The 24,511-nt window shown below is 62.8% G+C and carries 30 protein-coding genes; 12 read left to right on the top strand and 18 right to left on the bottom strand.

Annotated features, from left to right (window positions below; translation table 11 throughout):
• Positions 1–8: 8 nt before the first annotated feature.
• Together ACIPZ8_RS07760 and ACIPZ8_RS07755 are read right to left on the bottom strand one after the other, a co-directional pair.
• Positions 9–1,289: a CynX/NimT family MFS transporter gene (locus tag ACIPZ8_RS07760; protein WP_400721141.1), complete on the bottom strand. Its 1,281-nt coding sequence runs from the start codon at positions 1,287–1,289 to the stop codon at positions 9–11.
• 13 nt (positions 1,290–1,302) lie between these two features.
• Positions 1,303–1,953: a FadR/GntR family transcriptional regulator gene (locus ACIPZ8_RS07755; RefSeq protein ID WP_400721138.1), complete on the bottom strand. Its 651-nt coding sequence runs from the start codon at positions 1,951–1,953 to the stop codon at positions 1,303–1,305.
• A gap of 235 nt (positions 1,954–2,188) precedes the next feature.
• On the opposite strand from ACIPZ8_RS07755, the gene ACIPZ8_RS07750 reads away from it, so the two are divergent.
• The gene (locus ACIPZ8_RS07750; protein ID WP_400721135.1) at positions 2,189–3,301 is read left to right on the top strand and encodes an alkaline phosphatase family protein; all 1,113 of its coding nucleotides are present in this window, start codon (positions 2,189–2,191) and stop codon (positions 3,299–3,301) included.
• Positions 3,302–3,356: 55 nt separating this feature from the next.
• Here the strand turns inward: ACIPZ8_RS07750 and hisC are convergent, their stop codons facing one another.
• The 10 genes from hisC to ACIPZ8_RS07700 all read right to left on the bottom strand — a co-directional run bounded on the left by hisC (position 3,357) and on the right by ACIPZ8_RS07700 (position 11,284).
• Positions 3,357–4,406, bottom strand: a complete 1,050-nt coding sequence (hisC, locus tag ACIPZ8_RS07745; protein ID WP_400721132.1) for a histidinol-phosphate transaminase — start codon at positions 4,404–4,406, stop codon at positions 3,357–3,359.
• 2 nt (positions 4,407–4,408) lie between these two features.
• Entirely contained in the window at positions 4,409–5,734 is a 1,326-nt protein-coding gene (gene hisD, locus ACIPZ8_RS07740; protein ID WP_400721130.1) for a histidinol dehydrogenase, read from the bottom strand.
• Positions 5,735–5,860: 126 nt separating this feature from the next.
• Complete coding sequence (gene hisG / locus ACIPZ8_RS07735) at positions 5,861–6,496, bottom strand: ATP phosphoribosyltransferase (protein ID WP_400721127.1); 636 nt, start codon at positions 6,494–6,496, stop codon at positions 5,861–5,863.
• Positions 6,497–6,589: 93 nt separating this feature from the next.
• Positions 6,590–7,855, bottom strand: a complete 1,266-nt coding sequence (gene murA, locus ACIPZ8_RS07730; protein WP_313712238.1) for a UDP-N-acetylglucosamine 1-carboxyvinyltransferase — start codon at positions 7,853–7,855, stop codon at positions 6,590–6,592.
• A gap of 23 nt (positions 7,856–7,878) precedes the next feature.
• Positions 7,879–8,118 carry a BolA family protein gene (locus tag ACIPZ8_RS07725; protein WP_003255121.1) on the bottom strand — a complete coding sequence of 80 codons (240 nt, stop codon included), beginning with the start codon at positions 8,116–8,118 and terminating at the stop codon, positions 7,879–7,881.
• A 118-nt stretch (positions 8,119–8,236) separates the two neighbouring features.
• On the bottom strand, positions 8,237–8,539 hold the full coding sequence (locus ACIPZ8_RS07720) for a lipid asymmetry maintenance protein MlaB (RefSeq protein WP_400721124.1): 303 nt from the start codon (positions 8,537–8,539) through the stop codon (positions 8,237–8,239).
• On the bottom strand, positions 8,536–9,183 hold the full coding sequence (locus ACIPZ8_RS07715; RefSeq protein ID WP_400721121.1) for a phospholipid-binding protein MlaC: 648 nt from the start codon (positions 9,181–9,183) through the stop codon (positions 8,536–8,538). The genes ACIPZ8_RS07720 and ACIPZ8_RS07715 overlap by 4 nt, the downstream gene beginning before the upstream one ends.
• A 9-nt stretch (positions 9,184–9,192) precedes the next feature.
• The gene (gene mlaD / locus ACIPZ8_RS07710; RefSeq protein WP_054885956.1) at positions 9,193–9,678 is read right to left on the bottom strand and encodes an outer membrane lipid asymmetry maintenance protein MlaD; all 486 of its coding nucleotides are present in this window, start codon (positions 9,676–9,678) and stop codon (positions 9,193–9,195) included.
• Entirely contained in the window at positions 9,678–10,475 is a 798-nt protein-coding gene (gene mlaE / locus ACIPZ8_RS07705) for a lipid asymmetry maintenance ABC transporter permease subunit MlaE (RefSeq protein WP_054885955.1), read from the bottom strand. The genes mlaD and mlaE overlap by 1 nt, the downstream gene beginning before the upstream one ends.
• A complete protein-coding gene (locus ACIPZ8_RS07700) occupies positions 10,475–11,284 on the bottom strand; it encodes an ATP-binding cassette domain-containing protein (protein WP_043213285.1) in 810 nt (269 codons plus the stop codon). Before ACIPZ8_RS07700 ends, mlaE begins: the two co-directional genes overlap by 1 nt.
• Positions 11,285–11,531: 247 nt before the next feature.
• On the opposite strand from ACIPZ8_RS07700, the gene ACIPZ8_RS07695 reads away from it, so the two are divergent.
• From ACIPZ8_RS07695 to ACIPZ8_RS07650, 10 genes are all read left to right on the top strand, one after another.
• A complete protein-coding gene (locus tag ACIPZ8_RS07695) occupies positions 11,532–12,506 on the top strand; it encodes a KpsF/GutQ family sugar-phosphate isomerase (RefSeq protein ID WP_400721119.1) in 975 nt (324 codons plus the stop codon).
• A gap of 14 nt (positions 12,507–12,520) precedes the next feature.
• Entirely contained in the window at positions 12,521–13,045 is a 525-nt protein-coding gene (locus ACIPZ8_RS07690; RefSeq protein WP_400721117.1) for a KdsC family phosphatase, read from the top strand.
• An 8-nt stretch (positions 13,046–13,053) separates the two neighbouring features.
• Positions 13,054–13,626 (top strand): LPS export ABC transporter periplasmic protein LptC, encoded by a 573-nt coding sequence (lptC, locus tag ACIPZ8_RS07685; RefSeq protein WP_400721114.1) that lies wholly within the window; start codon positions 13,054–13,056, stop codon positions 13,624–13,626.
• A complete protein-coding gene (gene lptA / locus ACIPZ8_RS07680) occupies positions 13,613–14,137 on the top strand; it encodes a lipopolysaccharide transport periplasmic protein LptA (protein WP_079229603.1) in 525 nt (174 codons plus the stop codon). The genes lptC and lptA overlap by 14 nt, the downstream gene beginning before the upstream one ends.
• Positions 14,138–14,863: an LPS export ABC transporter ATP-binding protein gene (lptB, locus tag ACIPZ8_RS07675; protein WP_400721111.1), complete on the top strand. Its 726-nt coding sequence runs from the start codon at positions 14,138–14,140 to the stop codon at positions 14,861–14,863.
• A gap of 176 nt (positions 14,864–15,039) precedes the next feature.
• The gene (locus ACIPZ8_RS07670) at positions 15,040–16,533 is read left to right on the top strand and encodes an RNA polymerase factor sigma-54 (protein WP_400721108.1); all 1,494 of its coding nucleotides are present in this window, start codon (positions 15,040–15,042) and stop codon (positions 16,531–16,533) included.
• 78 nt (positions 16,534–16,611) lie between these two features.
• Positions 16,612–16,920: a ribosome hibernation-promoting factor, HPF/YfiA family gene (hpf, locus tag ACIPZ8_RS07665; protein WP_003255135.1), complete on the top strand. Its 309-nt coding sequence runs from the start codon at positions 16,612–16,614 to the stop codon at positions 16,918–16,920.
• A gap of 12 nt (positions 16,921–16,932) precedes the next feature.
• Positions 16,933–17,397: a PTS IIA-like nitrogen regulatory protein PtsN gene (gene ptsN, locus ACIPZ8_RS07660; RefSeq protein WP_400721105.1), complete on the top strand. Its 465-nt coding sequence runs from the start codon at positions 16,933–16,935 to the stop codon at positions 17,395–17,397.
• Between the two features lie 2 nt (positions 17,398–17,399).
• Positions 17,400–18,254 carry an RNase adapter RapZ gene (gene rapZ / locus ACIPZ8_RS07655; RefSeq protein ID WP_400721102.1) on the top strand — a complete coding sequence of 285 codons (855 nt, stop codon included), beginning with the start codon at positions 17,400–17,402 and terminating at the stop codon, positions 18,252–18,254.
• Between the two features lie 20 nt (positions 18,255–18,274).
• The gene (locus ACIPZ8_RS07650) at positions 18,275–18,547 is read left to right on the top strand and encodes an HPr family phosphocarrier protein (RefSeq protein WP_400721099.1); all 273 of its coding nucleotides are present in this window, start codon (positions 18,275–18,277) and stop codon (positions 18,545–18,547) included.
• A 52-nt stretch (positions 18,548–18,599) separates the two neighbouring features.
• Here ACIPZ8_RS07650 and ACIPZ8_RS07645 read toward each other — a convergent pair whose 3' ends face one another.
• The 6 genes from ACIPZ8_RS07645 to pmbA form a co-directional block, all read right to left on the bottom strand.
• On the bottom strand, positions 18,600–19,493 hold the full coding sequence (locus tag ACIPZ8_RS07645; protein ID WP_400721096.1) for a ZIP family metal transporter: 894 nt from the start codon (positions 19,491–19,493) through the stop codon (positions 18,600–18,602).
• A gap of 11 nt (positions 19,494–19,504) precedes the next feature.
• Complete coding sequence (locus tag ACIPZ8_RS07640; RefSeq protein WP_400721563.1) at positions 19,505–20,116, bottom strand: superoxide dismutase; 612 nt, start codon at positions 20,114–20,116, stop codon at positions 19,505–19,507.
• 1 nt (position 20,117) lies between these two features.
• Entirely contained in the window at positions 20,118–20,579 is a 462-nt protein-coding gene (locus ACIPZ8_RS07635; RefSeq protein ID WP_400721093.1) for a hypothetical protein, read from the bottom strand.
• A 30-nt stretch (positions 20,580–20,609) separates the two neighbouring features.
• Positions 20,610–21,986 (bottom strand): class II fumarate hydratase, encoded by a 1,377-nt coding sequence (locus tag ACIPZ8_RS07630; protein ID WP_400721090.1) that lies wholly within the window; start codon positions 21,984–21,986, stop codon positions 20,610–20,612.
• The gene (locus ACIPZ8_RS07625) at positions 21,979–22,380 is read right to left on the bottom strand and encodes a hypothetical protein (RefSeq protein WP_060484655.1); all 402 of its coding nucleotides are present in this window, start codon (positions 22,378–22,380) and stop codon (positions 21,979–21,981) included. The genes ACIPZ8_RS07630 and ACIPZ8_RS07625 overlap by 8 nt, the downstream gene beginning before the upstream one ends.
• 127 nt (positions 22,381–22,507) lie before the next feature.
• Positions 22,508–23,854, bottom strand: coding sequence for a metalloprotease PmbA (pmbA, locus tag ACIPZ8_RS07620; protein WP_400721087.1), 1,347 nt, complete (start codon positions 23,852–23,854; stop codon positions 22,508–22,510).
• Between the two features lie 109 nt (positions 23,855–23,963).
• On the opposite strand from pmbA, the gene yjgA reads away from it, so the two are divergent.
• Positions 23,964–24,485, top strand: a complete 522-nt coding sequence (gene yjgA, locus ACIPZ8_RS07615; protein ID WP_027920225.1) for a ribosome biogenesis factor YjgA — start codon at positions 23,964–23,966, stop codon at positions 24,483–24,485.
• Positions 24,486–24,511: the final 26 nt, after the last annotated feature.

The raw sequence follows: 24,511 nt of genomic DNA, 5'->3' as shown, positions 1-24,511 counted from the left end.
CACAGGCCTCAGAGTTTTTCGCTGGTCACCTGCACATGCAAAGCCCGCCCGGCGCCAAGCCCGAACACGATCGCGCCGACACCCAGCACCGCGAAGATCCAGCCTACCGCCGCCCAGCCCCCGGTCAGGTCATGCACCAGGCCGACCGCGAACGGGCCCATGGACGCCAATGTATAACCCACGCCCTGCGCCATGCTCGACAGGTTCGCCGCCACATGGGCATCCTTCGAGCGCAGCACGATCAACGTCAGGGCCAAGGCGAATGTACCGCCCTGCCCCAGCCCCAGCAGTACCGCCCAGCCCCACAGCCCGCCGATGGGGGCATACAGGCAACCGAACAGCCCCGCCAAGGTCACCAGCATCACGATCACGATGGCCAGCCGCTGGTCCTTGCCGCGGGTCGCAAGCCAAGGGGCTCCCAGCGAGCTGATCAGTTGCACGATGACCGAGCCTGACAGCACCAGGCCGGCTTCGGTCGGGCTCAGGCCACGGCCGATGAGGATCGATGGCAACCAGCCAAAGACGATGTACGCCAGCGACGACTGCAGCCCCATGTACAACGTGACCTGCCATGCCAACCGGTCACGCCACAACCCGCGCACCCGGTAGGCGGCCTTGTGCAGGCCGTGCCCCTGACGCGCCTGCGGTAACCAGACGAGCATGGCCAATAGCGCCGGTAGCATCCAGAAGCCCAGGCCCAGAGCCCAGTTGTCATCGAAATGCTGGGTCAGCGGCACGGTAGCCCCCGCCGCCATGGCCGCCCCTAGGCACAGGGCCATGGTGTAGACCCCGGTCAAGGTGCCCGCATGCTGCGGGAAATCGCGCTTGACGATACCGGGCAGCAGCACGCCGATGATGCCGATGCTGGCCCCAGCCATGACGCTGCCGATGAACACGCCGACAGCCCCCAAGGCGCTGCGCACCACGATCCCCAGCGCGAGGGTGAGCAGAATGCCCAGGATCACCCGCTCACTGCCGAATCGGCGCGCAAGGACCGGTGCCAGCGATGCGAACAGCCCAAGGCAGAGCACCGGCAAGGTGGTCAGCAGGCCGGCCTCGGAGGCATTCAGGCCCAGCCCTGCAGAGACCTGCCCAAGCACCGGCGCCATGCTCGACAACGCCGGGCGCAGGTTCAATGCCACCAGCACCAGGCCCAGCAGCAACAGCCAGGGCCGTTGCAGGGCCGGTGGTTGTTGCCGCACCTGGGCATCGTCGGCTTCGGCATCAATCAGCAATTCTTCCAGCTCTCGCTCGCGGGCAGGCGCGTCTCGGGTCATTGGTTCAGCCATGGCCTTCTCGTCTTCAGGATTCGATGAGGGTCCGGCTCAGGGCCTTGGCCCGTTCCGGATCGCGTTGTTCGATGGCGTCGAGGATCTGCCCGTGCAGGTCAAAGGTCGCCTGGCTGCGCGGCACGGTCGCCATGTTGTGTTGCAGCGCTGCGGCCACCACGCCGGAAAAGTAGCGGTACAGCTCACTCAGCGCCGGGTTGTGCGCAGCGTCGATCAGGCGCTGGTGAAACACCAGGTCGCAGCGGACATAGGCATCGACATCACCGTGAAAGTGCTCGGCACTGCCCGTCAGGGCTGCACGCAGGCCTTGCAGGTCCTCGTCGGTACGGCGAAACGCCGCAAGGCCGATCGCCTCGGATTCGAGGATGTGCCGTGTCTCGCGGGCCTGCTCCAGGGTGCAGCGCGATAGCGCCTGCACAGCCTGCAGCGGGTCCTGGCAGGTGCGCAGGTAACTGCCGTCACCCTGGCGAATCTCCACCAGGCCGCTGAATGCCAGCACGCGCATGGCTTCACGCACGGTATTGCGGCTGATGCCCAACTCCAGCGCCAGCTCAGGCTCGGTCGGCAGGCGCTGGCCGACTTGCCAGTCGCCTTGCAGGATGCGCTCACGCATGCGTTCGACCGCAAGTTCGACCAGGGAGCGCTTGGTCAATTCGCTGCTCATTTCACTCAACCAATCATCCGATGAATTTGCAAAGCTTAATGGAACAGCTTCCGGGCATCAATTCAACTGACATTTCTATCAGTTGCCATCCGAGTGTCCTGTTGCAACGCTTGGCACGACTCCATCAAGGCTCCAATTCATGTCCATGTCCAAAGTATTGCGGTCGTTTGCCCTGATTGCAGCCGGCCTGCTGCTCGTCCTGCTTTTCAAAGGGTGCGACGCCCGACAGCCGCCAATGCAACCCAAGACGCTGATCATCGGAATGGACGGCGTGCAATTGCAACACTATGAACAACTGGGCGGCGATACCAACCTGCAGAAGCGCCTGTTCCATGGCAAAGCCTATGCCGGAGGCATCAGCGGCCGCGCCAGCGAACAGGCGACTATCAGTGGGCCGGGCTGGATGACCTTGCTCACTGGCGTATGGGCCAACAAGCATGGGGTCATTTCCAATGCCGAGTCGTTGCGGGTCGCCCCCGAGTTCCCCAGCTTGTTCAAACGGCTGCGTGAAGCCCTGCCGAACGCCTACCTCTCCAGCATCGTCAACTGGTCGCCGATCAACACGGCCTTCCTGCTGGAGGATGCTCAAGGCAACAATGTGCGCGAAAGCGGCCTGAGCGATGAGCAAGTCACCGTGCGAACCCTGGAGATCCTCGAAAACACACCTGCCGACTTCACCTTCATCCAGCTCGACGAACCCGACGAAGCAGGCCATGCCAGCGGTTTCGGCCCGGCTTACCAGTTCGCCTTGCGCGAAGCTGACGACAGGCTGGGGCGCCTGCTGGACAAAGTCGAGGCGCGTGCCCACAAGAACCCGCAGGAGGACTGGCTGGTAATCGTCTGCACCGACCACGGACGTGATTATTGGGGCTCAGGCCATGGTGGCGTGACCGAACAGGAGAAGACGGTCTTCATTGCCAGCAACAAGCCCTTGAACGAAGAGTTGAACCAACCGAGCATTCCAGAGGACAACCCGGGGCCCAACAACTTGTATGGCTACGCGGCGCAGACGTCGGTGGCCCCGACCGTGCTCAGGCACATGGGGCTCGACCTGCTACCGGAATGGCGGCTCGATGGCACGCCACTGCTGGGCGTTACGGGAGTGCGCAAGGCACGGGCCATTGAAGGCGACGCCAAGTTGCTGTGGAACAGCGACTCGCAAGGCACTGTGATCATTCACCGCAATGGCCAGCTCGCCGCGAACGTGCCAGCCTACCTGCAGCAATGGACCGATCCGCAGGGCATGCGCCAGGCCAACGACTATGTGCTCGAACTGGATGACACACCGATAGCGGTGCGCACCCGGCCTGTGAGCAAACCGTTCGTCCTCGAAGAAAGCAGCTACTGATGTGCGCGACACGGCCTGCAGGGGCGAGCTTACCCGCCCCTGCAGCACGCCGGGCTCAGTTCAGCGCATCGATCAACGCCTGGTTCATCTCCGGCGTGCCAATGGTGATACGCAGGAACTGCGCAATCCGCTCCTGCTTGAAGTGACGCACGATCACCCCTTGCTCACGCAGGCGCGCCGCCAGTTGCGCGGCATCCTGCTGCGGGTGGCGCGCGAAGATGAAGTTGGCCGCCGATGGCAGCACGTCGAAGCCTTTTGCAACCAACTGCTCGACCAGCGCTTCACGGCTGTCGATCACCTTGCGGCAGGTTTCCTCGAAATAGGCCTGATCTTCGAACGCCGCCGCTGCACCCACGATGGCCATGCGGTCCAGCGGGTAGGAGTTGAAGCTGTTCTTGATCCGCTCCAGTGCTTCGATCAGGTCCGGGTGGCCGACGGCCAGGCCGACCCGCAGCCCGGCCAGCGAGCGCGATTTCGACAAGGTCTGGGTCACCAGCAGGTTGTCGTAGCGGTCCACCAGGCTGATAGCCGTCTCGCCACCAAAGTCGATGTAGGCCTCATCCACCACCACCACCGAGTCACGGTTGGCCTGCAGCAACTGCTCGATCGCTTGCAGCGGCAGCAGGCAGCCGGTTGGCGCGTTGGGGTTGGGGAAGATGATCCCGGCGTTGGCCTTGGCGTAGTCGGCGATGCGGATCTGGAACTGCTCGTCCAGCGCCACCTGCTCGAATGGAATGCCGTACAGGCCGCAGTAGACCGGATAGAAGCTGTAGCTGACATCCGGGAACAGCAGCGGGCCGCGAGCGTGCTGGAACAGGCCGTGGAAGATGTGCGCCAGCACCTCGTCCGAGCCGTTGCCGACGAATACCTGGGCCGGGGTGACGCCGTAATACTCGGCCACCGCCTGCTTGAGCCGGTCACTGTTCGGGTCCGGGTACAGGCGCAGGTTGTCGTTCAGCTCAGTGCGCATGGCTTCCAGCGCCTTGGGCGACGGGCCATACGGGTTCTCGTTGGTGTTCAGCTTGACCAGGCGGGCCAGCTTGGGCTGCTCGCCCGGCACGTAAGGCACCAGGGCCTTGACGAAGGGGCTCCAGAATCGACTCATGCTCAGTTCCCCTTGTCTTGGGTCAGGATACGGTATTCAGCACTGCGAGCGTGGGCGGTCAGCGACTCGCCACGGGCCAGGACCGAGGCGGTGTGGCCGAGTTCGGATGCGCCCTGTTCGGAGCAGAAGATGATCGACGAGCGCTTCTGGAAGTCATACACCCCCAGTGGCGAAGAGAAGCGCGCGGTACCAGAGGTCGGCAGCACGTGGTTGGGGCCGGCGCAGTAGTCGCCCAGCGCTTCGCTGGTGTGGCGGCCCATGAAGATCGCACCGGCGTGGCGAATCTGCGGCAGCCAGGCCTGCGGGTCGGCGACCGACAGTTCGAGGTGCTCGGGGGCAATGCGGTTGGCCACTTCGACGGCCTGCTGCATGTCGCGCACCTGGATCAGCGCACCACGGCCGTTGATCGACTTCTCGATGATCTCGGCACGTTCCATGGTCGGCAGCAGCTTGTCGATGCTGGCGGCCACACGGTCAAGGAAGGCGGCATCCGGGCTGACCAGGATGGCCTGGGCATCTTCGTCGTGCTCGGCCTGGGAGAACAGGTCCATGGCGATCCAGTCCGGGTCGGTCTGGCCATCGCAGACCACGAGGATTTCCGACGGCCCAGCGATCATGTCGATACCGACCTGGCCGAACACGTGGCGCTTGGCGGTCGCCACGTAGATGTTGCCGGGGCCGACGATCTTGTCTACCTGAGGCACGCTTTCGGTGCCATAGGCCAGGGCGGCCACGGCCTGGGCACCACCGACGGTGAACACCCGGTCGACACCGGCAATGCAGGCAGCGGCCAGCACCAGTTCGTTGACCTCACCACGCGGGGTCGGCACCACCATCACCACTTCGGCGACGCCGGCGACCTTGGCCGGAATGGCGTTCATCAGCACCGACGACGGGTACGACGCCTTGCCGCCCGGCACGTACAAGCCGGCACGGTCCAGCGGGGTGACTTTCTGGCCGAGCACGGTGCCGTCGGCTTCGGTGTACTGCCAGGAGTCCTGCTTCTGCCGCTCGTGGTACAGGCGAACACGGTTGGCGGCCTTCTCCAGGGCTTCACGCTGGGCGTCAGTGATGCGAGTCAGGGCCAGTTCCAGACGCTCGCGCCCGAGGATCAGGTCATCGATGCTTTTGGCGTCAACACCGTCGAAGCGCTGGGTGAATTCCACCAGCGCAGCATCGCCACGCTCGCGCACGGCCTTGATGATGTCGAGCACGCGCTGGTTGACCGCGTCATCGGACACGCTTTCCCAGCTCAGCAGATGATCCAGATGTCGGGCGAAATCCGGATCAGCAGCGTTGAGACGGGCAATTGCAGTGGACACGGTCATGGCGAGGGCCTCGATTATTAGCGAATGCTCAGGCGCCCTAGGCTACCAGTCCATCCGCGCGGGCACCCGAGAAAAGTGGCTATGACGCGGATAGACGGGCGCGACAGCGGAGGTCGCGCGCAGGACTCAGCCGCGGTGTCGCGATTCGACCGCTTTGCGCAGCGTGTCGATCAGGCTCTGGATGCGCGCGTGCTGCATCTTCATGGAGGCTTTGTTGACGACCAGGCGCGAGCTGATCGTGGCGATCAGTTCCTGGGGTTCCAGGCCGTTGGCGCGCAGGGTGTTGCCGGTGTCGACCACGTCGATGATCTTGTCGGCGAGGTTGATCAGCGGGGCCAGTTCCATCGAGCCGTACAGCTTGATGATGTCGACCTGGCGACCTTGCTCGGCGTAGTAACGCTTGGCCACATTGACGAACTTGGTGGCGACACGCAGGCGGCCCTTGGGCTCAGGCGCGCCAGTGACACCCGCGGTCATCAGCTTGCACTTGGCGATCTGCAGGTCCAGCGGCTCATACAGGCCCTGGCCGCCGTACTCCATCAGCACGTCCTTGCCGGCCACACCGAGGTCGGCGGCGCCATGCTCGACATAGGTCGGCACGTCGGTGGCACGCACGATCAGCAGGCGCACGTCGTCCTGCGTGGTGGGGATGATCAGCTTGCGGCTCTTGTCCGGATTCTCGGTCGGCACGATACCGGCCTCGGCCAGCAACGGCAGGGTATCGTCGAGGATACGGCCTTTGGAAAGCGCGATGGTCAACATTGGAACGTCGGTCCTTAAGCGGCTACTGCCGGCCGGGCTGCTACAGCCCGACCGCATTCAATTCGAATGGCACGTCCTTGTGCCAGCGGGCGACTAGCCCGGTACGCGGCGGATTTTCGCGCCGAGCATCTGCAGTTTTTCTTCGATGCACTCGTAACCACGGTCGATGTGGTAGATGCGGTCGATCAGGGTATCGCCTTCGGCGACCAGCGCCGACAGTACCAGGCTGGCGGATGCACGCAGGTCTGTGGCCATGACCGGAGCACCCTTGAGTGCCGGCACGCCGGTGACGATCGCGGTGTTGCCTTCGACCTGGATCTGCGCGCCCATGCGGTGCATTTCGTACACGTGCATGAAGCGGTTTTCGAAGATCGTCTCGATGACCGCGCCAGTGCCTTCGGCGATGGCGTTCAGCGAGATGAACTGCGCCTGCATGTCGGTCGGGAACGCCGGGTACGGGGCGGTGCGCAGGTTGACGGCTTTCGGCCGCTTGCCGTGCATGTCCAGCTCGATCCAGTCCTCACCGGTGGTGAGGTCGGCGCCCGCTTCCTTGAGCTTTTCCAGCACGGCTTCAAGGATGGTCGGGTCGGTGTCCTTGACCTTGACGCGACCGCCGGTCACGGCAGCGGCGACCAGGTAGGTGCCGGTCTCGATGCGGTCGGGCATGACGCGGTAGTGGGCGCTGTCCAGGCGCTCGACGCCATCGATGGTGATGGTGTCGGTACCGGCGCCCTGGACCTTGCCGCCCATGGCGTTGATGAAGTTGGCCAGGTCGACCACTTCAGGCTCGCGCGCTGCGTTTTGCAGCACGCTGCGGCCTTTGGCCAGGGCAGCGGCCATCATGATGTTCTCGGTACCGGTCACGCTGACGGTGTCGAAGAAGAAGTGCGCGCCGCGCAGGCCGCCTTCAGGCGCCTTGGCCTTGATATAGCCGCCTTCGACTTCGATCTTCGCACCCATGGCTTCAAGGCCGCGGATGTGCAGGTCGACCGGGCGCGAACCGATGGCGCAGCCACCAGGCAGGGCCACTTCGGCTTCACCGAAGCGCGCGACCATGGGCCCGAGCACCAGGATCGAGGCGCGCATGGTCTTGACCAGCTCGTAGGGGGCTACCAGGGTCTTGATGGTGCGCGGGTCGATTTCCACCGCCAGCTTTTCGTCGATCACAGGCTCGATGCCCATGCGCCCGAACAGCTCGATCATGGTGGTGATGTCGTGCAAGTGCGGCAGGTTGCCCACGGTGACCGGGCCATCGGCCAGCAGGGTCGCCGCCAGGATCGGCAGGGCCGCGTTCTTCGCGCCGGAAATGCGGATCTCGCCGTCGAGACGAGCGCCGCCAGTAATAATCAGTTTGTCCATTGGTGTCTCGCCGCCAAGTTGGCTCAGGTGCGCTCAGCCCAGGCTGCGCTGCTGAAAAATTTCATGGTTACCGCATGGATGCTGCCATTGGCGATCCACGGATTCAGGTGAGCATAGATCGCCTGCTGACGTTTGACCGGGCTCAGGCCAGCCAACTCGTCGCTGATCACGTTCAACTGGAAGTTGCAGCCTTCGCCTTCAACTTCGACCCGGGATCCCGGCAATTTCTCTTCAAGGAAGCTCTTAACTTCTACGGCCTGCATGCTCAACCTCAATCGGCGCCCGATGCGCACGGGTCGGCCATCATACAAAAAAGCCCCTCGCCTGCGAAGCCCAACGAAGGGGCACGCGACCGAGGGGCCTCTCATTACTGCCAAGCCATCAGCTTGCCAGCACCTCGTCAAGGTCATAGACCCCGGCGATTTCCCGCATGTCGTCGGGCATGCCACGCACCTCGACGGCCTTGCCGACGGCCTCGGCGTCACGGATGAACGCCAGCAGCAGCGACAGGCCAACACTGGTAGAGCGCGCCACGGCCGAACAATCCAGCACCAGACGCGCCTCACGGCAGGCGCCGATCAGCGCCTTGCCCTGCTTGCGCAGGGCCGGCCCGCTGCGGTAATCCAGTTCGCCGGCCAGGCACAACACGCCCGGCTCGGCCATGGTTACAGCGGTCTCACTCATTTGACGGTCTTCTCTGGCGATTCATCGGCCTTTTCCTTGGCCTTGGCCACTTCGCCGGCCCAGCCGTCGATGGTCTTGTCCAGGTTGTTGCCGTTGCGCTGCATGGCGTCGGCGAACTGGTCGCGGAACAGCTTGCCGATGTTGATGCCGTTGACGATAACGTTACGCACCTTCCACTCGCCACCCAGGTTTTCCAGGGTGTACTGCACCGGGTACACGGCGCCATTGTTGCCGGTGACCTTCATGCCTACAGAGGCGCGCTTGCCGTCATCGGCCTTGGCCGGGTCTACGACGATGCCCTGGTTGTTGTACTCAAGCAGTGCGTTACCGTAGAACTGGAACAGGCTGCGCTTGAAGTTTTCCTGGAAGCGCTGCATCTGCTCGGGCGTGGCCTTGCGCGAATACTTGACGGTCATGATGCTCTTGGAAATACCGTCGGCATCGACCACCGGCGCGAGGATCCGGTCAAGCGCGTCGTAGAAAGCTTGCGGGTTGGACTTGTATTGCTCCTTGTTGGCCTTGAGCTCACCCAGCAGCTCGGTGGTCGTGCTCTGAACCACATCGTGCGGCGACTGCGCGGCCAGGGCAAACAGGGGAAAGGCCGCCAGTAGCACCAGCAGGCCACGTCGCAGGATCGAAATCATGGAAACTCCTTAATTAGCCGGTTGCGCTTCTTTGGGTTCCTTGCCAACGGAGTTGAGCAGGAACTTGCCAATCAGATCTTCCAGTACCAGCGCCGACTGAGTGTCATGGATGGTCGAGCCGTCCTTGAGCACGTCTTCCTCACCGCCCACGCTGATACCGATGTACTTCTCGCCAAGCAAGCCGGCGGTCAGGATCGAAGCAGTGGAGTCGGTCGGCAGGTTGTTGACCGCCTTGTCCAGCTGCAGCGTCACCCGACCGGTGTAGGAATCACGGTCCAGATCGATGGCGGTGACCTTGCCGATCGTTACACCGGCCATGGTCACTTTAGCTCTGACCGTCAAACCGGCGATATTGTCGAAGTACGCATAAACTTTATAGGTATCGCTGCTCGGGCTGGCCGACAGCCCGCTGACACGCAGGGCCAGGAGCAGCAGTGCCAGGATCCCGGCCAGGAGGAACAGGCCGACACCGATTTCCAGGGTGCGGTTTTGCATCAGAAATCTCCAAACATCAAGGCGGTCAAAATAAAGTCCAGACCCAGCACAGCCAACGAGGCGTAGACCACGGTCTTGGTGGTGGCACGGCTGATCCCCTCTGAGGTGGGTTCGCAGTCGTACCCCTGGAATACGGCAATCCAGGTCGTGACGAAGGCGAACACCAGGCTCTTGATCAGCCCGTTGAGCACGTCGTCGGTAAAGGAAACGCTGTTCTGCATGTTGCCCCAGAACGAGCCTTCGTAAACGCCCAGCCAGTCGACTGCAACCCATGAACCACCCCAGATGCCGACCACGCTGAAGATCAGCGCGAGCAGCGGCAGCGAGATGAAGCCGGCCCACAGGCGTGGCGCGACGATGTACTTGAGCGGGTCGACGCCGATCATTTCCAGGCTCGACAGCTGCTCGGTGGACTTCATGTTGCCGATTTCGGCGGTCAGCGCAGAACCTGCGCGGCCAGCGAACAGCAGCGCGGTGACCACCGGGCCAAGCTCACGCAGCAGGGTCAGGGCGACCATCTGCCCGACCGCCTGTTCGGAACCGTACTTGGTCAGGATGCTGTAACCCTGCAAGGCCAGCACCATACCGATGAACACGCCGGAAACGACAATGATCGCCAGCGACAGCACGCCCACCGAGTACAGCTGTTTGGTCAGCAGCTGGAAACCACCGCCAATGCCGCCACGGCCGATCAGCGCATGGAACAGGAACAGGCACGAGCGCCCGAGCACGGCCAGCACGTCGATCGCCGAGCGCCCGAGCAGGCGGATACGTTCGAGTAAGGATTTTCTGCGCATTACCGCGCCCCCAGCAGATCGGCGCGGTAGTCAGGCGCGGGAAAGTGGAATGGCACCGGGCCGTCCGGGTCGCCTTTCATGAACTGGCGAATGCGCGGATTGTCCGAGCCCATCAGCTCGTCCGGCGTACCCTGGCCCAGCACCTGGCCATCGCCGACCACATAGATGTAATCGGCGATACTGGCGGTTTCGGCCAGGTCGTGAGAGACCACGATGCTGGTGATGCCCAGGGCATCGTTGAGCAGACGGATCAAGCGCACGAGCACACCCATGGCAATCGGGTCCTGGCCGACGAACGGTTCGTCGTACATCAGGATCTGCGGGTCCAGGGCAATCGCCCGGGCCAGCGCCACCCGGCGCTTCATGCCGCCGGACAGCTCGTCCGGCATCAGGTCGATGGCACCGCGCAGGCCGACCGCCTGCAGTTTCATCAACACGATGTCACGGATCATTTCGTCCGAAAGCTGGGTATGCACGCGCAAAGGAAAAGCGACGTTCTCGAACACATCGAGATCGGTGAACAGCGCACCGCTCTGGAACAGTACGCCCATCTGCTTGCGTGCGTCGAACAGGTCGCTGCGCGAAAGGCTCGGCAGGTTCTGCCCCGCCACCCACACTTCACCGCTCGACGGCCTTAGCTGCGCGCCCATCAGGCGCAGCAGCGTGGTCTTGCCGCAACCCGACGGCCCCATGATCCCGGTGACCTTGCCACGCGGGATACGGATGTCGACATTGCTGAAAATGCTGCGCGAACCGCGCTTGAAGGTGACTCCCTTCAACTCGACCGCGTAGGCGCTATCCACACTCATCTAGACTCCTTGCTAGTGCAGCCTCGCACTAATGGACGCCGGCCCTCATCGTGAAGGCACACACACCCCTGGCAGGCCGAATAGCGGCGAACTATAGCACCGCTGACCGCGCGTCCCCAAGGGTATGGAAACAGGTCGTTCAGGCCATCGACAGGCTTTGATGACATTCGAGAGGGAATCGAAAGGATGAGGCTTTCTTGTATTGCGGCTATAATCGCCGCCTTTTAATCAGGCATTGCTTTTCGACATGAGCCAATCCAGCGAGCTGATCCACTCCGCCCAGCGCACCCTGCGCCTGGAACTCGAGGCCGTAGAAGGCCTGGTGGCCCGCATCGACGCCAATTTCGTCAAGGCCTGCGAGCTGATCCTGGCGAGCAAGGGTCGGGTCGTGGTGGTCGGCATGGGCAAATCGGGGCATATCGGCAACAAGATCGCCGCCACCCTGGCCAGCACCGGCACGCCGGCATTTTTCGTGCATCCGGCTGAAGCCAGCCATGGCGACATGGGCATGATCACCCGCGATGACGTCATTCTGGCCCTGTCCAACTCCGGCAGCACCGCCGAGATCGTGACCCTGCTGCCGCTGATCAAGCGCCTGGGGATCCAGATGATCAGCCTGACCGGCAATCCGGACTCGCCCCTGGCGCAGGCCGCCGAGGTCAATCTCGACGCCAGCGTCACCCAGGAAGCCTGCCCGCTGAACCTCGCCCCGACCTCCTCCACCACTGCCGCATTGGTGCTGGGTGACGCGCTGGCCATCGCCCTGCTCGAAGCCCGCGGTTTCACCGCCGAGGACTTCGCCTTCTCGCACCCTGGCGGCGCCCTGGGCCGCCGCTTGCTGCTCAAGGTCGAGAACGTCATGCACGCCGGTGACGAGCTGCCTCAGGTGCAGCGCGGCACACTGCTCAAGGACGCACTCCTTGAAATGTCCCGCAAAGGCTTGGGCATGACCGTGATCGTGGACGCCGATGGCAAGCTGGCCGGGATCTTCACCGACGGCGACCTGCGCCGCAGCCTGGACCGCAATATCGACGTGCACACCACGCTGATTGATCAGGTAATGACCGTGCATGGCAAGACTGCTCGCGCCGAGATGCTTGCCGCCGAGGCCCTGAAGATCATGGAAGACCACAAGATCAGCGCCCTGGTGGTCGTGGACAAGGACGACCGCCCGACCGGCGCCCTGAACATGCACGACCTGCTGCGCGCCGGCGTGATGTAAAGGAGAACGAACCGATGACCCAAGATCTCATGCAACGCGGCAAGGCGATCAAGCTCGCCGTTTTCGATGTCGACGGCGTACTGACCGATGGCCGCCTCTACTTTCTCGAAGATGGCAGCGAATTCAAGACCTTCAACACCCTTGATGGCCAAGGCATCAAAATGCTCATGGCCTCGGGCGTCACCACGGCGATCATCAGCGGACGCAAGACCCCAGTGGTAGAGCGCCGGGCAAAGAACCTCGGCATCCCTCACCTTTACCAGGGTCGCGAAGACAAATTGGTCGTGCTCGACGGCCTGCTCGCCGAACTGGGCCTAAGCTATGAACAGGTCGCCTATCTGGGCGACGACCTGCCCGACCTGCCGGTGATCCGCCGTGTAGGCCTGGGTATTGCCGTGGCCAATGCCGCGCCGTTTGTTCGCCAGCATGCCCACGGCGTAACCCAGGCCCGCGGCGGCGAGGGTGCTGCACGCGAGTTCTGCGAACTGATCATGCAGGCCCAGGACACCCTGGACGCTGCCAACGCCAACTACCTTTAAGGCTGCCCATGTTCAGCAAGAAAGCCCGCAATATTGCGCTGCTCGCGGTGATTGCCGCCCTGCTGGCGGCAATCGGCTACTGGAATGTCAGCCCCGAGAGCTTCCTCGAAAAGCCGGTGGCCCAGGTTGACGAAAGTGCCATCGACTATTACGCGATCAACGCGCACAGTGTGCAGTTCATGCCCGACGGCAAGCTGCAATACGAAATGACCGCCGACAAGGTCGAGCACCTCAGGGCCAGCGATGTCACCCTGCTGACCACGCCCGACCTGCACTTGTACCGGGGCACCGAGTACCCTTGGCACGTGCAGAGCGAACGTGCCGAGGTGAACCCGGATGGCACCGAAGTCGAGCTGATCGACAACGTCCGCGTGCAGCGCATCGACGAAAAGCAGCGTGAACTCGTCGTTACCAGCTCCCGCATGACCGTATTCCCGCAGAAGCAATATGCGCAGACCGAGCAAGCCGTTAGAATCGACGGTGCCGGTGGCACAACTACGGGTAAAGGAATGAAAGCGTATTTGAAAGAAGGCAAGATGGACTTGCTCTCTAACGTAAGAGGACAGTATGAGGCTCGTTAAAACCCTCCCCCTTTTGCTCAGCCTGAGCGCAGCACTGGGAAGCGCGAGCGCCTTCGCCCTGCCGACCGACCGTGACCAGCCTATCCGCATCCAGGCCGACAACGCACACCTGGACGACAAGCAGGGCGTGGCCACCTACACCGGCGACGTGATCATCACCCAGGGCTCCATGATGATCAAAGGCAACACCGTGACCATGACACGTGCCGCCAATGGCGACATCGACGTGGTGACCTCGGTGGGCAACCTGGCCTACTTCGAGCAGCAACAGAGCACGGCCAAGCCCGACAAGATGAAAGGCTGGGCGGTGACCATCCAGTACCAGGCGCAGAAAGACACGGTGATCCTCACCGACCGCGCCAAGGTCGAGAATGAAGGCAACACCACCGAAGGCGAGAAGATCATCTACAACACCAAGACCCAGGTTGCGACCGCCGGTCGTGGCGGCAACGTGACTCAACCACGTCAGCGCATCGACATGGTGATCCAGCCGAAGAAGAAGGCCGAGTAAATGGCAACCCTCAAAGCCCAGCACCTGGCCAAGAGCTACAAGGGGCGGCAAGTCGTGCGTGATGTCAGCCTGTCGATCGACAGCGGGCAGATCGTCGGCTTGCTCGGCCCCAACGGCGCCGGCAAGACCACCTGCTTCTACATGATCGTGGGGCTGGTCCAGGCCGACCAGGGGCGCGTACTGATCGACAGCCTCGATGTCAGCCACCAGCCCATGCACGGCCGCGCCCGCGCCGGTATCGGCTACCTGCCGCAGGAAGCCTCGATCTTCCGCAAGCTGTCGGTGGCCGACAACATCATGGCCATTCTCGAGACCCGCAAGGACCTCGACCGCGAAGGCCGGCGCAAGGAACTGGAAAGCCTGCTGCAGGAATTCCACATCAGCCACATCCGCGACAACCTCGGCATGAGCCTTTCCGGTGGCGAGCGCCGCCGCGTCGAAATTGCCCGCGCCCTGGCTACCGCACCGAAGTTCATCCTGCTGGACGAACCGTTTGCCGGTGTCGACCCGATCTCCGTGGGCGACATCAAGCAGATCATCCACCACCTCAAGGCCAAGGGTATCGGTGTACTGATCACCGACCACAACGTCCGTGAAACCCTGGATATCTGCGAGACCGCCTACATCGTCAACGACGGTCGACTGATCGCCGAAGGCGACGCCGAGACCATCCTCGCCAACGACCTGGTCAAGGAGGTCTACCTGGGGCACGAGTTCCGACTCTGACCCCCGGAACCTGCCTGGAGCACTGGCATTAACGCCCGGTCGGGGCTTAAGTTGTTACAGTGCTCTAGGCAAACGCTACAATTTGAGGCATAAAACTTGCTTGAATTTGGCGCTCCGGCGCCCTCGTGTAGTGGATGGCGCATGCGCGCCGGCGAACAAGGTATTAAGCCCCAGCCATGAAACCATCGCTCGTCCTAAAAATGGGCCAGCAACTGACGATGACCCCGCAGTTGCAACAGGCCATCCGCCTACTTCAGCTCTCCACCCTGGACCTCCAGCAGGAAATCCAGGAAGCGCTGGAGTCCAATCCGATGCTCGAACGTCAGGAAGACGGCGACGACTTCGACAACAGCGACCCGATGGCGGACAACGCCGAGAACAAGCCGGCCGCCGAAGTCCAGGACAACAGCTTCCAGGAAAGCACCACCACTGCCGAAACCCTCGAAGACGGTGAGTGGAGCGAGCGAATCCCCAACGAGCTTCCGGTCGACACCGCCTGGGAAGATATCTACCAGACCAGCGCCAGCAGCCTGCCGAGCAACGATGACGACGAGTGGGACTTCACCACTCGCACATCGGCCGGCGAAAGCCTGCAGAGCCACTTGCTGTGGCAGCTGAACCTGGCACCGATGTCCGATACCGACCGCCTGATCGCCATCACCCTGATCGACAGCATCAACGGCCAGGGCTACCTGGAAGATGCCCTCGAAGAAATCTGCGCAGGCTTCGACCCGGAGCTGGACATCGAACTCGACGAGGTAGAAGCGGTACTGCACCGCATCCAGCAGTTCGAGCCAGCCGGTGTCGGCGCCCGCTCCCTGGGCGAGTGCCTGCTGCTGCAATTGCGTCAACTGCCTGCCAGCACGCCCTGGATGAGCGAAGCCAAGCGCCTGGTCACCGACTTCATCGACCTGCTCGGCAGCCGCGACTACAGCCAGCTGATGCGCCGCATGAAGCTCAAGGAAGACGAACTGCGCCAGGTGATCGAGCTGGTGCAAAGCCTCAACCCGCGGCCCGGTTCGCAGATCGAGTCGAGCGAACCGGAATACGTGGTGCCTGACGTGATCGTGCGCAAGGACAGCGACCGCTGGCTGGTCGAGCTGAACCAGGAGGCGATCCCTCGCCTGCGGGTCAACCCGCAGTACGCCGGCTTCGTTCGCCGCGCCGATACCAGCGCCGACAACACCTTCATGCGCAACCAGCTGCAAGAGGCACGTTGGTTCATCAAGAGCCTGCAAAGCCGCAACGAAACGCTGATGAAGGTCGCCACGCAGATCGTCGAACACCAGCGCGGCTTCCTCGACCACGGCGACGAAGCGATGAAGCCGCTGGTCCTGCATGACATCGCCGAAGCGGTGGGCATGCATGAGTCGACCATTTCACGGGTGACCACGCAGAAATACATGCACACCCCGCGTGGTATCTACGAACTGAAATACTTTTTCTCCAGCCACGTCAGCACTGCCGAAGGCGGAGAATGCTCGTCTACGGCGATCCGCGCGATCATCAAGAAACTGGTTGCTGCGGAAAATCAGAAAAAGCCATTGAGTGACAGCAAGATCGCTGGTTTACTGGAGGCACAAGGCATCCAGGTAGCCCGTCGCACCGTCGCCAAGTACCGCGAGTCCCTCGGCATCGCACCGTCGAGCGAGCGCAAGCGACTGATGTAGCCCCCGGATGTGCCACAGCGTTTGTGGGGCAGGTGCAATACCTGCCTCTTTATGCACGGGCAACAAAGGAGAAGCTGTATGCAAGTCAATATCAGTGGACAGCATGTAGAAGTCACCCAGCCACTGCGCGATTATGTGCTTGAAAAGCTCGCTCGCGTGGAAAGTCACTTCGACAAGATCACCAACGTGCAGGTCATCATGAAAGTCGAGAAGCTGCAGCAGAAGGTCGAGGCGACCCTGCAGATTCCTGGCGGTGAAGTGGTTGCCAACGCGGAACACGAAGACATGTATGCAGCGATCGACGCCTTGGCCGACAAGCTCGACCGCCAACTGAAAAAACACAAGGAAAAACAGCAAAGCCTGCTGCAAGGTGCAGCCGCCCGCTGATCCCTCTCATCCATGATCCGACTTGAAACCATCCTGACCCCCGGCCGTTCCCTGGTGAACGTGCCGGGCGGCAGCAAGAAGCGCGCCCTGGAAAAGGTCGCCAACCTGATTGCCGAGCAAGTACCCGAGCTTGCGATGCAAGACGTCTTCGAAAAGCTCATCGCTCGCGAAAAACTGGGCTCGACCGGCTTTGGCAATGGCATTGCCATTCCCCACTGCCGACTTGAAGGCTGCGCTGCCCCGGTAAGTGCACTGCTGCACCTGGATGCGCCGATCGACTATGACGCCATCGATGGCGCCCCGGTGGATCTGCTGTTCGTCCTGCTGGTGCCAGAGGCGGCCACCGATGCCCATCTTGAACTGCTGCGCCAGATCGCCAGCATGCTCGATCGCAAGGAGGTCCGTGATCGCCTGCGTGCCGCCGGTAGCAGCGAGGCCCTGTTCCAGGTTGTCCTGGACGCACAGAACGAGCACTGAACATGCGCCTGATCATCGTCAGCGGCCGCTCCGGCTCCGGCAAGAGCACCGCCCTCGACGTACTGGAAGACAACGGTTTCTACTGCATCGACAACTTGCCCGCCGGGCTGCTGCCGCAGCTGGCGGAAAATGCATTGATCAATACCGAACTGCTGCAACCCAAGGTGGCGGTATCGATCGATGCGCGCAACCTGCCCAGCCACCTTTCGCGCTTCCCCGAACTGCTGGCGGAGGCCCGTGGGCGCCACATCCAGTGTGACGTGCTGTTTCTCGATGCCGACGAAGACACCCTGCTCAAGCGCTTCTCGGAAACCCGTCGACGTCACCCGCTGACCAACGCCGACCGCTCGCTGGCCGAAGCAATCCGCGTCGAAAGCGAACTGCTGGGGCCGATTGCCGACCTTGCCGACCTGAAGATCGACACCACCAGCCTCAACCTCTACCAGCTGCGCGACACGATAAAACTGCGCCTGCTCAACCAGCCCGAGCCCGGTACTGCCTTTCTGGTCGAGTCGTTCGGCTTCAAGCGCGGGATGCCGGTCGATGCCGACCTGGTGTTCGATGTACGCTGCCTGCCCAACCCGTACTGGAAACCGGAGCTGCGCGAACATTCCGGCCTGGAGCAACCGGTCATCGACTACCTGGCCGCACAGCCGGACGTCGAAGAAATGTTCAACGATATTTCCGGCTACCTGCTCAAATGGCTGCCACGCTTTGCTGCCAGCAACCGCGCCTATGTCACCATCGCCATTGGCTGCACAGGGGGCCACCACCGCTCGGTCTACATCACCGAACGCCTCGGCCAGCTGTTGCAGCAATCCCTGAAAAACGTCCAGGTTCGCCACCGCGACCTCTAGCCCACAGGATCCACCGCACGATGCCCGCCCGCGAAATCACCATCATCAACAAGCTGGGGCTGCATGCCCGGGCGGCAGCCAAGTTCGTCGGCGTGGCCGGCAAATACCCGTGCCAGGTCCGCGTCGGCCGCGCTCCCGACAAGATGGTGGACGGCAAGAGCATCATGGCGGTGATGATGCTGGCGGCGGGCAAAGGCACCCAGGTGCACTTGCTGACCGAAGGGGAGCAGGATAGCGATGCGCTGGAAGCGCTGGTGGCATTGATCAACAACTTCTTCGACGAAGGCGAGTAGCCCAAAAGACGGTTGGTCTCTGCAGGAGCGGCCTTGCCAGGCTCACGGCGAATCACGACATTGCCGTATCCATCACCATCATCAGGCAAAAGCCGATGCACAGCCCAAGGCTGGCCAGGCGGTGATTCCCGTTGCTGCGCGACTCGGGAATGATCTCCTGAGTCACCACCAACAGCATCGCCCCAGCTGCACAGGCCAGGCCGACCGGCAACAGCAACTCCGCCATATTCACCAGCCAGGCACAGATCACGGCAGCCAATGGCTCGACCAGGCCAGAGGCGGCACCGATCAGGAACGCCTTGAACCGTGGCATCCCCGCTCCTGCCAGCACCAGGGCTATCACCAGCCCCTCAGGCACATCCTGCAAGGCTATGCCCATGGCCAGGCTGTCGGCGTCGGCCATACCACCGCCGGCAGACACACCGATGGCCATGCCTTCAGGAATGTTGTGGGCGATGATGGCAATCACGAACAACCAGATCCTTGCAGCGATCACCGGCTGGTTCTCGCTGCCAACCAGCGCCTCCGGCGAAGCACCGGAGACCTTGAGATCAACCAGGAACAGGCACAGGGCGCCGAGCATCAGGCCGAAGCTGATCAGGCCACCGGCGCCCCAAGGGCTGAAACCGATGGCCTGGGCGGCATCCAGCCCGGGGATGATCAGTGAGAAGGCCGTGGCCGCCAACATCACCCCCGCCCCGAAGCCCAGCAAGGTATCGGCCAAGGCCACCGGCATATTGCGAATCACCAGCACCGGTACTGCGCCCAGCGCCGTCCCCAATGCGCACAATGCACCGCCCTCCAGGGCACGCAACATGCGCGGCTCCAGGTCCAGCCAGGCAATGCCGCGAGCCAGCAGCAGCGCTGTGCCGGCCAGCAGCAGCAAGGTTCCCAGCGCCAACCGGAACAGGCGCACACTGCTGACAGACATCACCTCAGAGCGCATACCGGGCCGACTCACTTCAGGGCTTCGTGATAGCGGCGATCCACTTCCGCCCAGTCGATCACGTTGTAGAAGGCGCCAATGTATTCCGGGCGACGGTTCTGATACTTCAGGTAATAGGCGTGCTCCCACACGTCCAGGCCGAGGATCGGCGTATTGCCATGCATCAGCGGGCTGTCCTGGTTACCACTGCTTTCCACCACCAGCTTGTTATGCGGGGTCACGCTGAGCCACGCCCAGCCGCTGCCGAAACGGGTCAGCGCCGCTTTGGTGAAGGCCTCCTTGAACGCCTCGAAACCACCCAGCTCGGCGTCGATGGCCTTGGCCAGCTCACCCTGCGGTTGCCCCCCACCCTGCGGCGACATGACCGTCCAGAACAGGCTGTGGTTGGCATGACCACCACCATGGTTGGTGACCGGCCCGCGCAGGTTCTCAGGCAGCTGCCGGACCGCACCGACCAGTTTCTCGACCGGCCATTCGGCCCACTCGGTGCCCTCGATGGCCGCGTTCAGGCCATTGACGTAGGTCTGGTGGTGCCTGGTGTGGTGGATTTCCATGGTTTGCGCGTCGATGTGCGGTTCCAGCGCATCGTAGGCGTAAGGCAGTGCAGGCAAGGTATGCGGCATATCAATGGATTCCGTAGGCATGGGTTCTGGGCGCCATGTTCGGCGCGGTAGCGAGCTCGCCGGTGTCGGCGACGTGGCGGTTGAGCAGGCGCTCGGTACGCGGGTACTGGCCGTACTCGGCTATGAAACTCAGCAGTTCGGTGTACGTGCGCCCACTGTGGCGCAGCGCGGCATCACGCAGCGCCTGCGGCAAGCGGGCTTCCTGGCTGGCCTGGAGCAATCGCTGATGTGCGGCACACAGGTAGTCGGCGCTCTCGTGCGGCTGATTCAGGCGCAAGTGCAGGTCGGCCAGGTTGTGATGGGCGATGACCAGAGCGGCCACCGCCTCATCGACGTCATGCCAGCGCTCGAACAGCACCTGAGCCAGGGCCAGTGCTTGCAGGTAGTGCTCCCGGGCGTCGACCAGCTCGTCCTGTTCGAACAGGCGGTTGGCCGTCTCGGTCGTGCGTTTCCAGTGCTGCATGACGATGTTTCCTCTGGGCGCCGTGGCGTGTCAGATGCCGCCAGCGGTGAGCTTTTCCGGGTCCAGCAGTGCTTCGAGCTGATCGCGCGACAGGTCGGTGTGCTCCAGTGCCACGTCGATGATCGGGCGGCCCTGCTGGTAAGCGGTCTTGGCGATTTCAGCAGCCTTGAGGTAGCCGATGATCGGATTCAGCGCGGTGACCAGGATCGGGTTGCGTGCCAGGGCTTCCTTGAGCTTGCCCTCGTTGACCTTGAAGCTGGCAATGGCCTTGTCGGCCAGCAGGCGGCTGGCATTGGCCATCAGCTCGATGCTCTCCAGCAGGTTGCGGGCGATCACCGGCAGCATCACGTTCAGCTCGAAGTTGCCCGACTGGCCGGCCACCGCGATGGTGGCGTCATTGCCGATCACCTGGGCAGCAACCATGGCAGTGGCTTCCGGGATGACCGGGTTGACCTTGCCCGGCATGATCGACGAGCCCGGCTGAAGGCCCTGAAGTTCGATTTCACCCAAGCCGGCCAGGGGGCCTGAGTTCATCCAGCGCAGGTCGTTGGCAATCTTCATCAACGCCACGGCGGTGGTCTTGAGCTGGCCAGACAGCGCCACGGCGGTGTCCTGGGAGCCAATCAGCGCGAACAGGTTATGGCCGGGGGTGAACTCGACCTGGGTGAGACTGCTCAGCTGGCGCGCGAAGCCAGCAGCGAACTGCGGGTGGGCGTTGATCCCGGTGCCCACCGCAGTGCCGCCCTGGGCCAGTGCCTGCAGACTCGGCAGGGTCGCTTCGAGGTGTGCCTTGGCGCCATTGATCTGGGCAGCCCAGCCATCGAGCACCTGACTCATGCGCACCGGCATGGCATCCATCAGGTGGGTACGGCCAGTCTTCACATACTGATGGACCTGGGACGACTTGGCTTCGATCACCTGAACGAGGTGGCTCAACGCAGGCAGCAGTTGCTCATGCAGCGCAAGCGCGGCACTGACATGAATGGTGGTGGGGATGATGTCGTTGCTGCTCTGCCCACAGTTGACGTGGTCGTTGGCATTGACCGCTTCGCCGAGCACGCGGCTGGCCAGGGTGGCGATCACCTCGTTGGCGTTCATGTTCGAACTGGTGCCGGAGCCAGTCTGGAACACATCAACCGGGAAGTGCTGGATGAAATCTTCGGTCAGCAGTTGCTCGACCGCCTTGACGATGGCCTGGCCCTGCCCTGCCGACAGTTGTTCCAGCTCGATGTTGGCCTTGGCCGCAGCGGCCTTGGCCAGCAACAAGGCGCGGATGAACTGGGCCGGCATGCGCTGGCCGCTGATCGGGAAGTTGTCGACCGCGCGCTGGGTCTGGGCGCCATACAGGGCCTTGGCCGGGACCTGCAGCTCGCCCATGCTGTCACGCTCGATACGGGTATCACTCATCTTCAAATCCTTGCATCAGTTCATCGGGAGAAATCGACGGCAGCAGCCGGCAGTTGGCCAGCTGCAAGGCATAGGGCTGCCAGCGCTGGTTCTGCTCGCGGCGATCGAGGTTGCGCAGGTCGAGCAGTGGGCGCCAGGCCTGATCCAGGCACAGGCAGCGCCAATGCCACGGCAACATGCGGTCGCAGGCGGTATCCAGCAGCAGGCGGAAGGAGGTCAGTGCCACGGTCCATGGCGACGTTTCGGTGCAGCACACCAGGTAACGGCCTTCGGCCAGGTAGTGCTCGATCAGGCGCGGTTCGTCGGGCTCGAGCGCGCAGCGGATGCGCCGGCTGAGCCAGCGCCAGTTTTCCAGGTAGGGCAGTTCGCGGAGGACGGGTTTCATGAACATCATCGCCGGGTGACTGGATAATGATATTCATTATTAAGTGATAACTAGAATCACTTCAAGCTTGGCGTGATGAAAGAAAAACCCGGCGCGATGGCCGGGTTTCAATATCACTGGGCGGTTCTGGCAGGTATCAGCTGCCCGCGACCGTCATCCGCTCGATCAGCACCGACCCCGTGTGGATATTGCTGCGAGTCTCAAGATCACTGCCAATCGCGACAATTTGCTGGAACATGTCCTTCATATTGCCGGCAATGGTCACTTCCTGCACTGCATGCTGGATCTCGCCATTCTCGACCCAGAAGCCCGCCGCTCCGCGCGAGTAATCGCCGGTCACCATGTTCAGGCCATGGCCCATCAGCTCGGTCACCAACAGGCCACGGCCCATGCGGCGGATCAGCGCTGCCTGGTCTTCCACGCCATGGGTGACATACAGGTTGTGCACGCCCCCGGCATTGGCAGTGCTCGGCAAGCCCAGTTTGCGCCCGGAGTAGGTACCCAGCAGGTACGACACCAGCTCGCCTTTGTCGACGAACGGCTTCGCGTAAGTCGCCAACCCGTCACCGTCGAATGCAGCGCTGCCCAGCGCGCGCGGAATGTGGGGGCGCTCGTCGAGGGTCAGCCAGGACGGGAACAGGCGCTGACCAATGGCGCCGTCGAGGAAGGACGACTTGCGGTACAGGTTGCCGCCCGAAATGGCCGACAAGAAACTGCCGAACAGGCCACCCGCCAGCTCGGCGGAGAACAGCACGGGGACTTCGCAGGTCGGTACCGGCCGCGCACCGAGGCGGCTGGCGGCACGCTGGGCGGCGCGCACGCCAATGCTGCGCGGGTCGGCCAGCAGATTGCCCTGGCGGTTCACGTCATACCAGTAGTCACGCTGCATCTGGCCTTCGCCTTCGGCGATCATCACGCAGCTCAGGCTGTGCCGGGTCGAGGCGTAGCCACCGATGAAGCCGTGGCTGTTGCCGTAAACGCGGCAACCCTGGTGAGTGTTCAGGGTGGTGCCATCGGCATTGAGGATGCGCTTGTCGGCATCGAAGGCCGCCGCCTCGCAGATCAGCGCCATCTCGATGGCCTTCTCCGGCTCGATATCCCAGTCGTGATAAAGGTCGAGGTCCGGGATCTCGCGGGCCATCAGCGCGGCGTCAGCCAGGCCCGAGCATTCGTCCTCGGACGTATGTTTGGCTATCGCCAAAGCGGCGGCCACGGTTTCACGGATGGCATCCGGGCCACTGGCCGAGGTGCTGGCCGAACCCTTGCGCTGGCCAACGTAGAGGGTGATGCCGAAGCCCTGGTCGCGGTTGAACTCGACCGTTTCGACTTCGCGCTGGCGCACCGTGGTGGACAGGCCCTGCTCCAGCGACACGGCCACTTCGCAGGCACTGGCGCCTTGCTTGCGTGCTTCTGCAATGATCGCTTCGACCTGCTCCTGCAACGCTGGCAGGTCCTTGGGGCCTACGCTCTGGACTGCACTCATGGTTTTCTCCACTCAAATTCTGCGTACGGCTTGGGGTCATTCTACGACCGGGCCGGACAAGCGGCCCCCGACTGGTTATCATGGCGGCGATTTCTAGCGGACTGCCACCATGGTTGATTCATACGACGACGCCTTCGACGGCGAAAAAAGCAAAACCCAGATCAAGCGCGAGCTGCATGCGCTGGTCGAACTCGGCGAGCGCCTGACCACGGTCAAGGCCGACACCCTGGCGCGCCTGCCACTGACCGACGAGCTGCGCAAGGCCTTGGCCGATGCCAGCAAGCACACCGCCCATGGCGCCCGTAAGCGCCACATGTCGTTCGTCGGCAAGCTGATGCGCGACCAGGACCTGGACGCCATCCACGCCGTGCTCGAGCAGATCGACAGCTCCAGCCGCCAGTACAACGAGCGTTTCCACAACCTGGAGCGCTGGCGCGACCGCCTGATCGACGGTAACGATGAAGACCTCGAGCGTTTCGTCAACGAATACCCCGAGACCGATCGCCAGCAACTGCGCTCGCTGATTCGTCATGCCCAGCACGAAAAGGCGCGGAACAAACCGCCTGCCGCTGCGCGCAAGGTGTTCAAGTACATCCGCGATCTCGACGAGATGCAGCGCGGTCTGCGCTGATTCCCGCCGTCTGGGGCTGCCTTGCA

This window comes from Pseudomonas sp. NPDC089422 (genome assembly GCF_044749405.1).
In the GTDB taxonomy this organism is placed as follows: Bacteria; Pseudomonadota; Gammaproteobacteria; order Pseudomonadales; family Pseudomonadaceae; genus Aquipseudomonas.
Note: the sequence above shows the minus strand (reverse complement) of the source record. Positions and strands in the feature narration are given on the sequence as shown.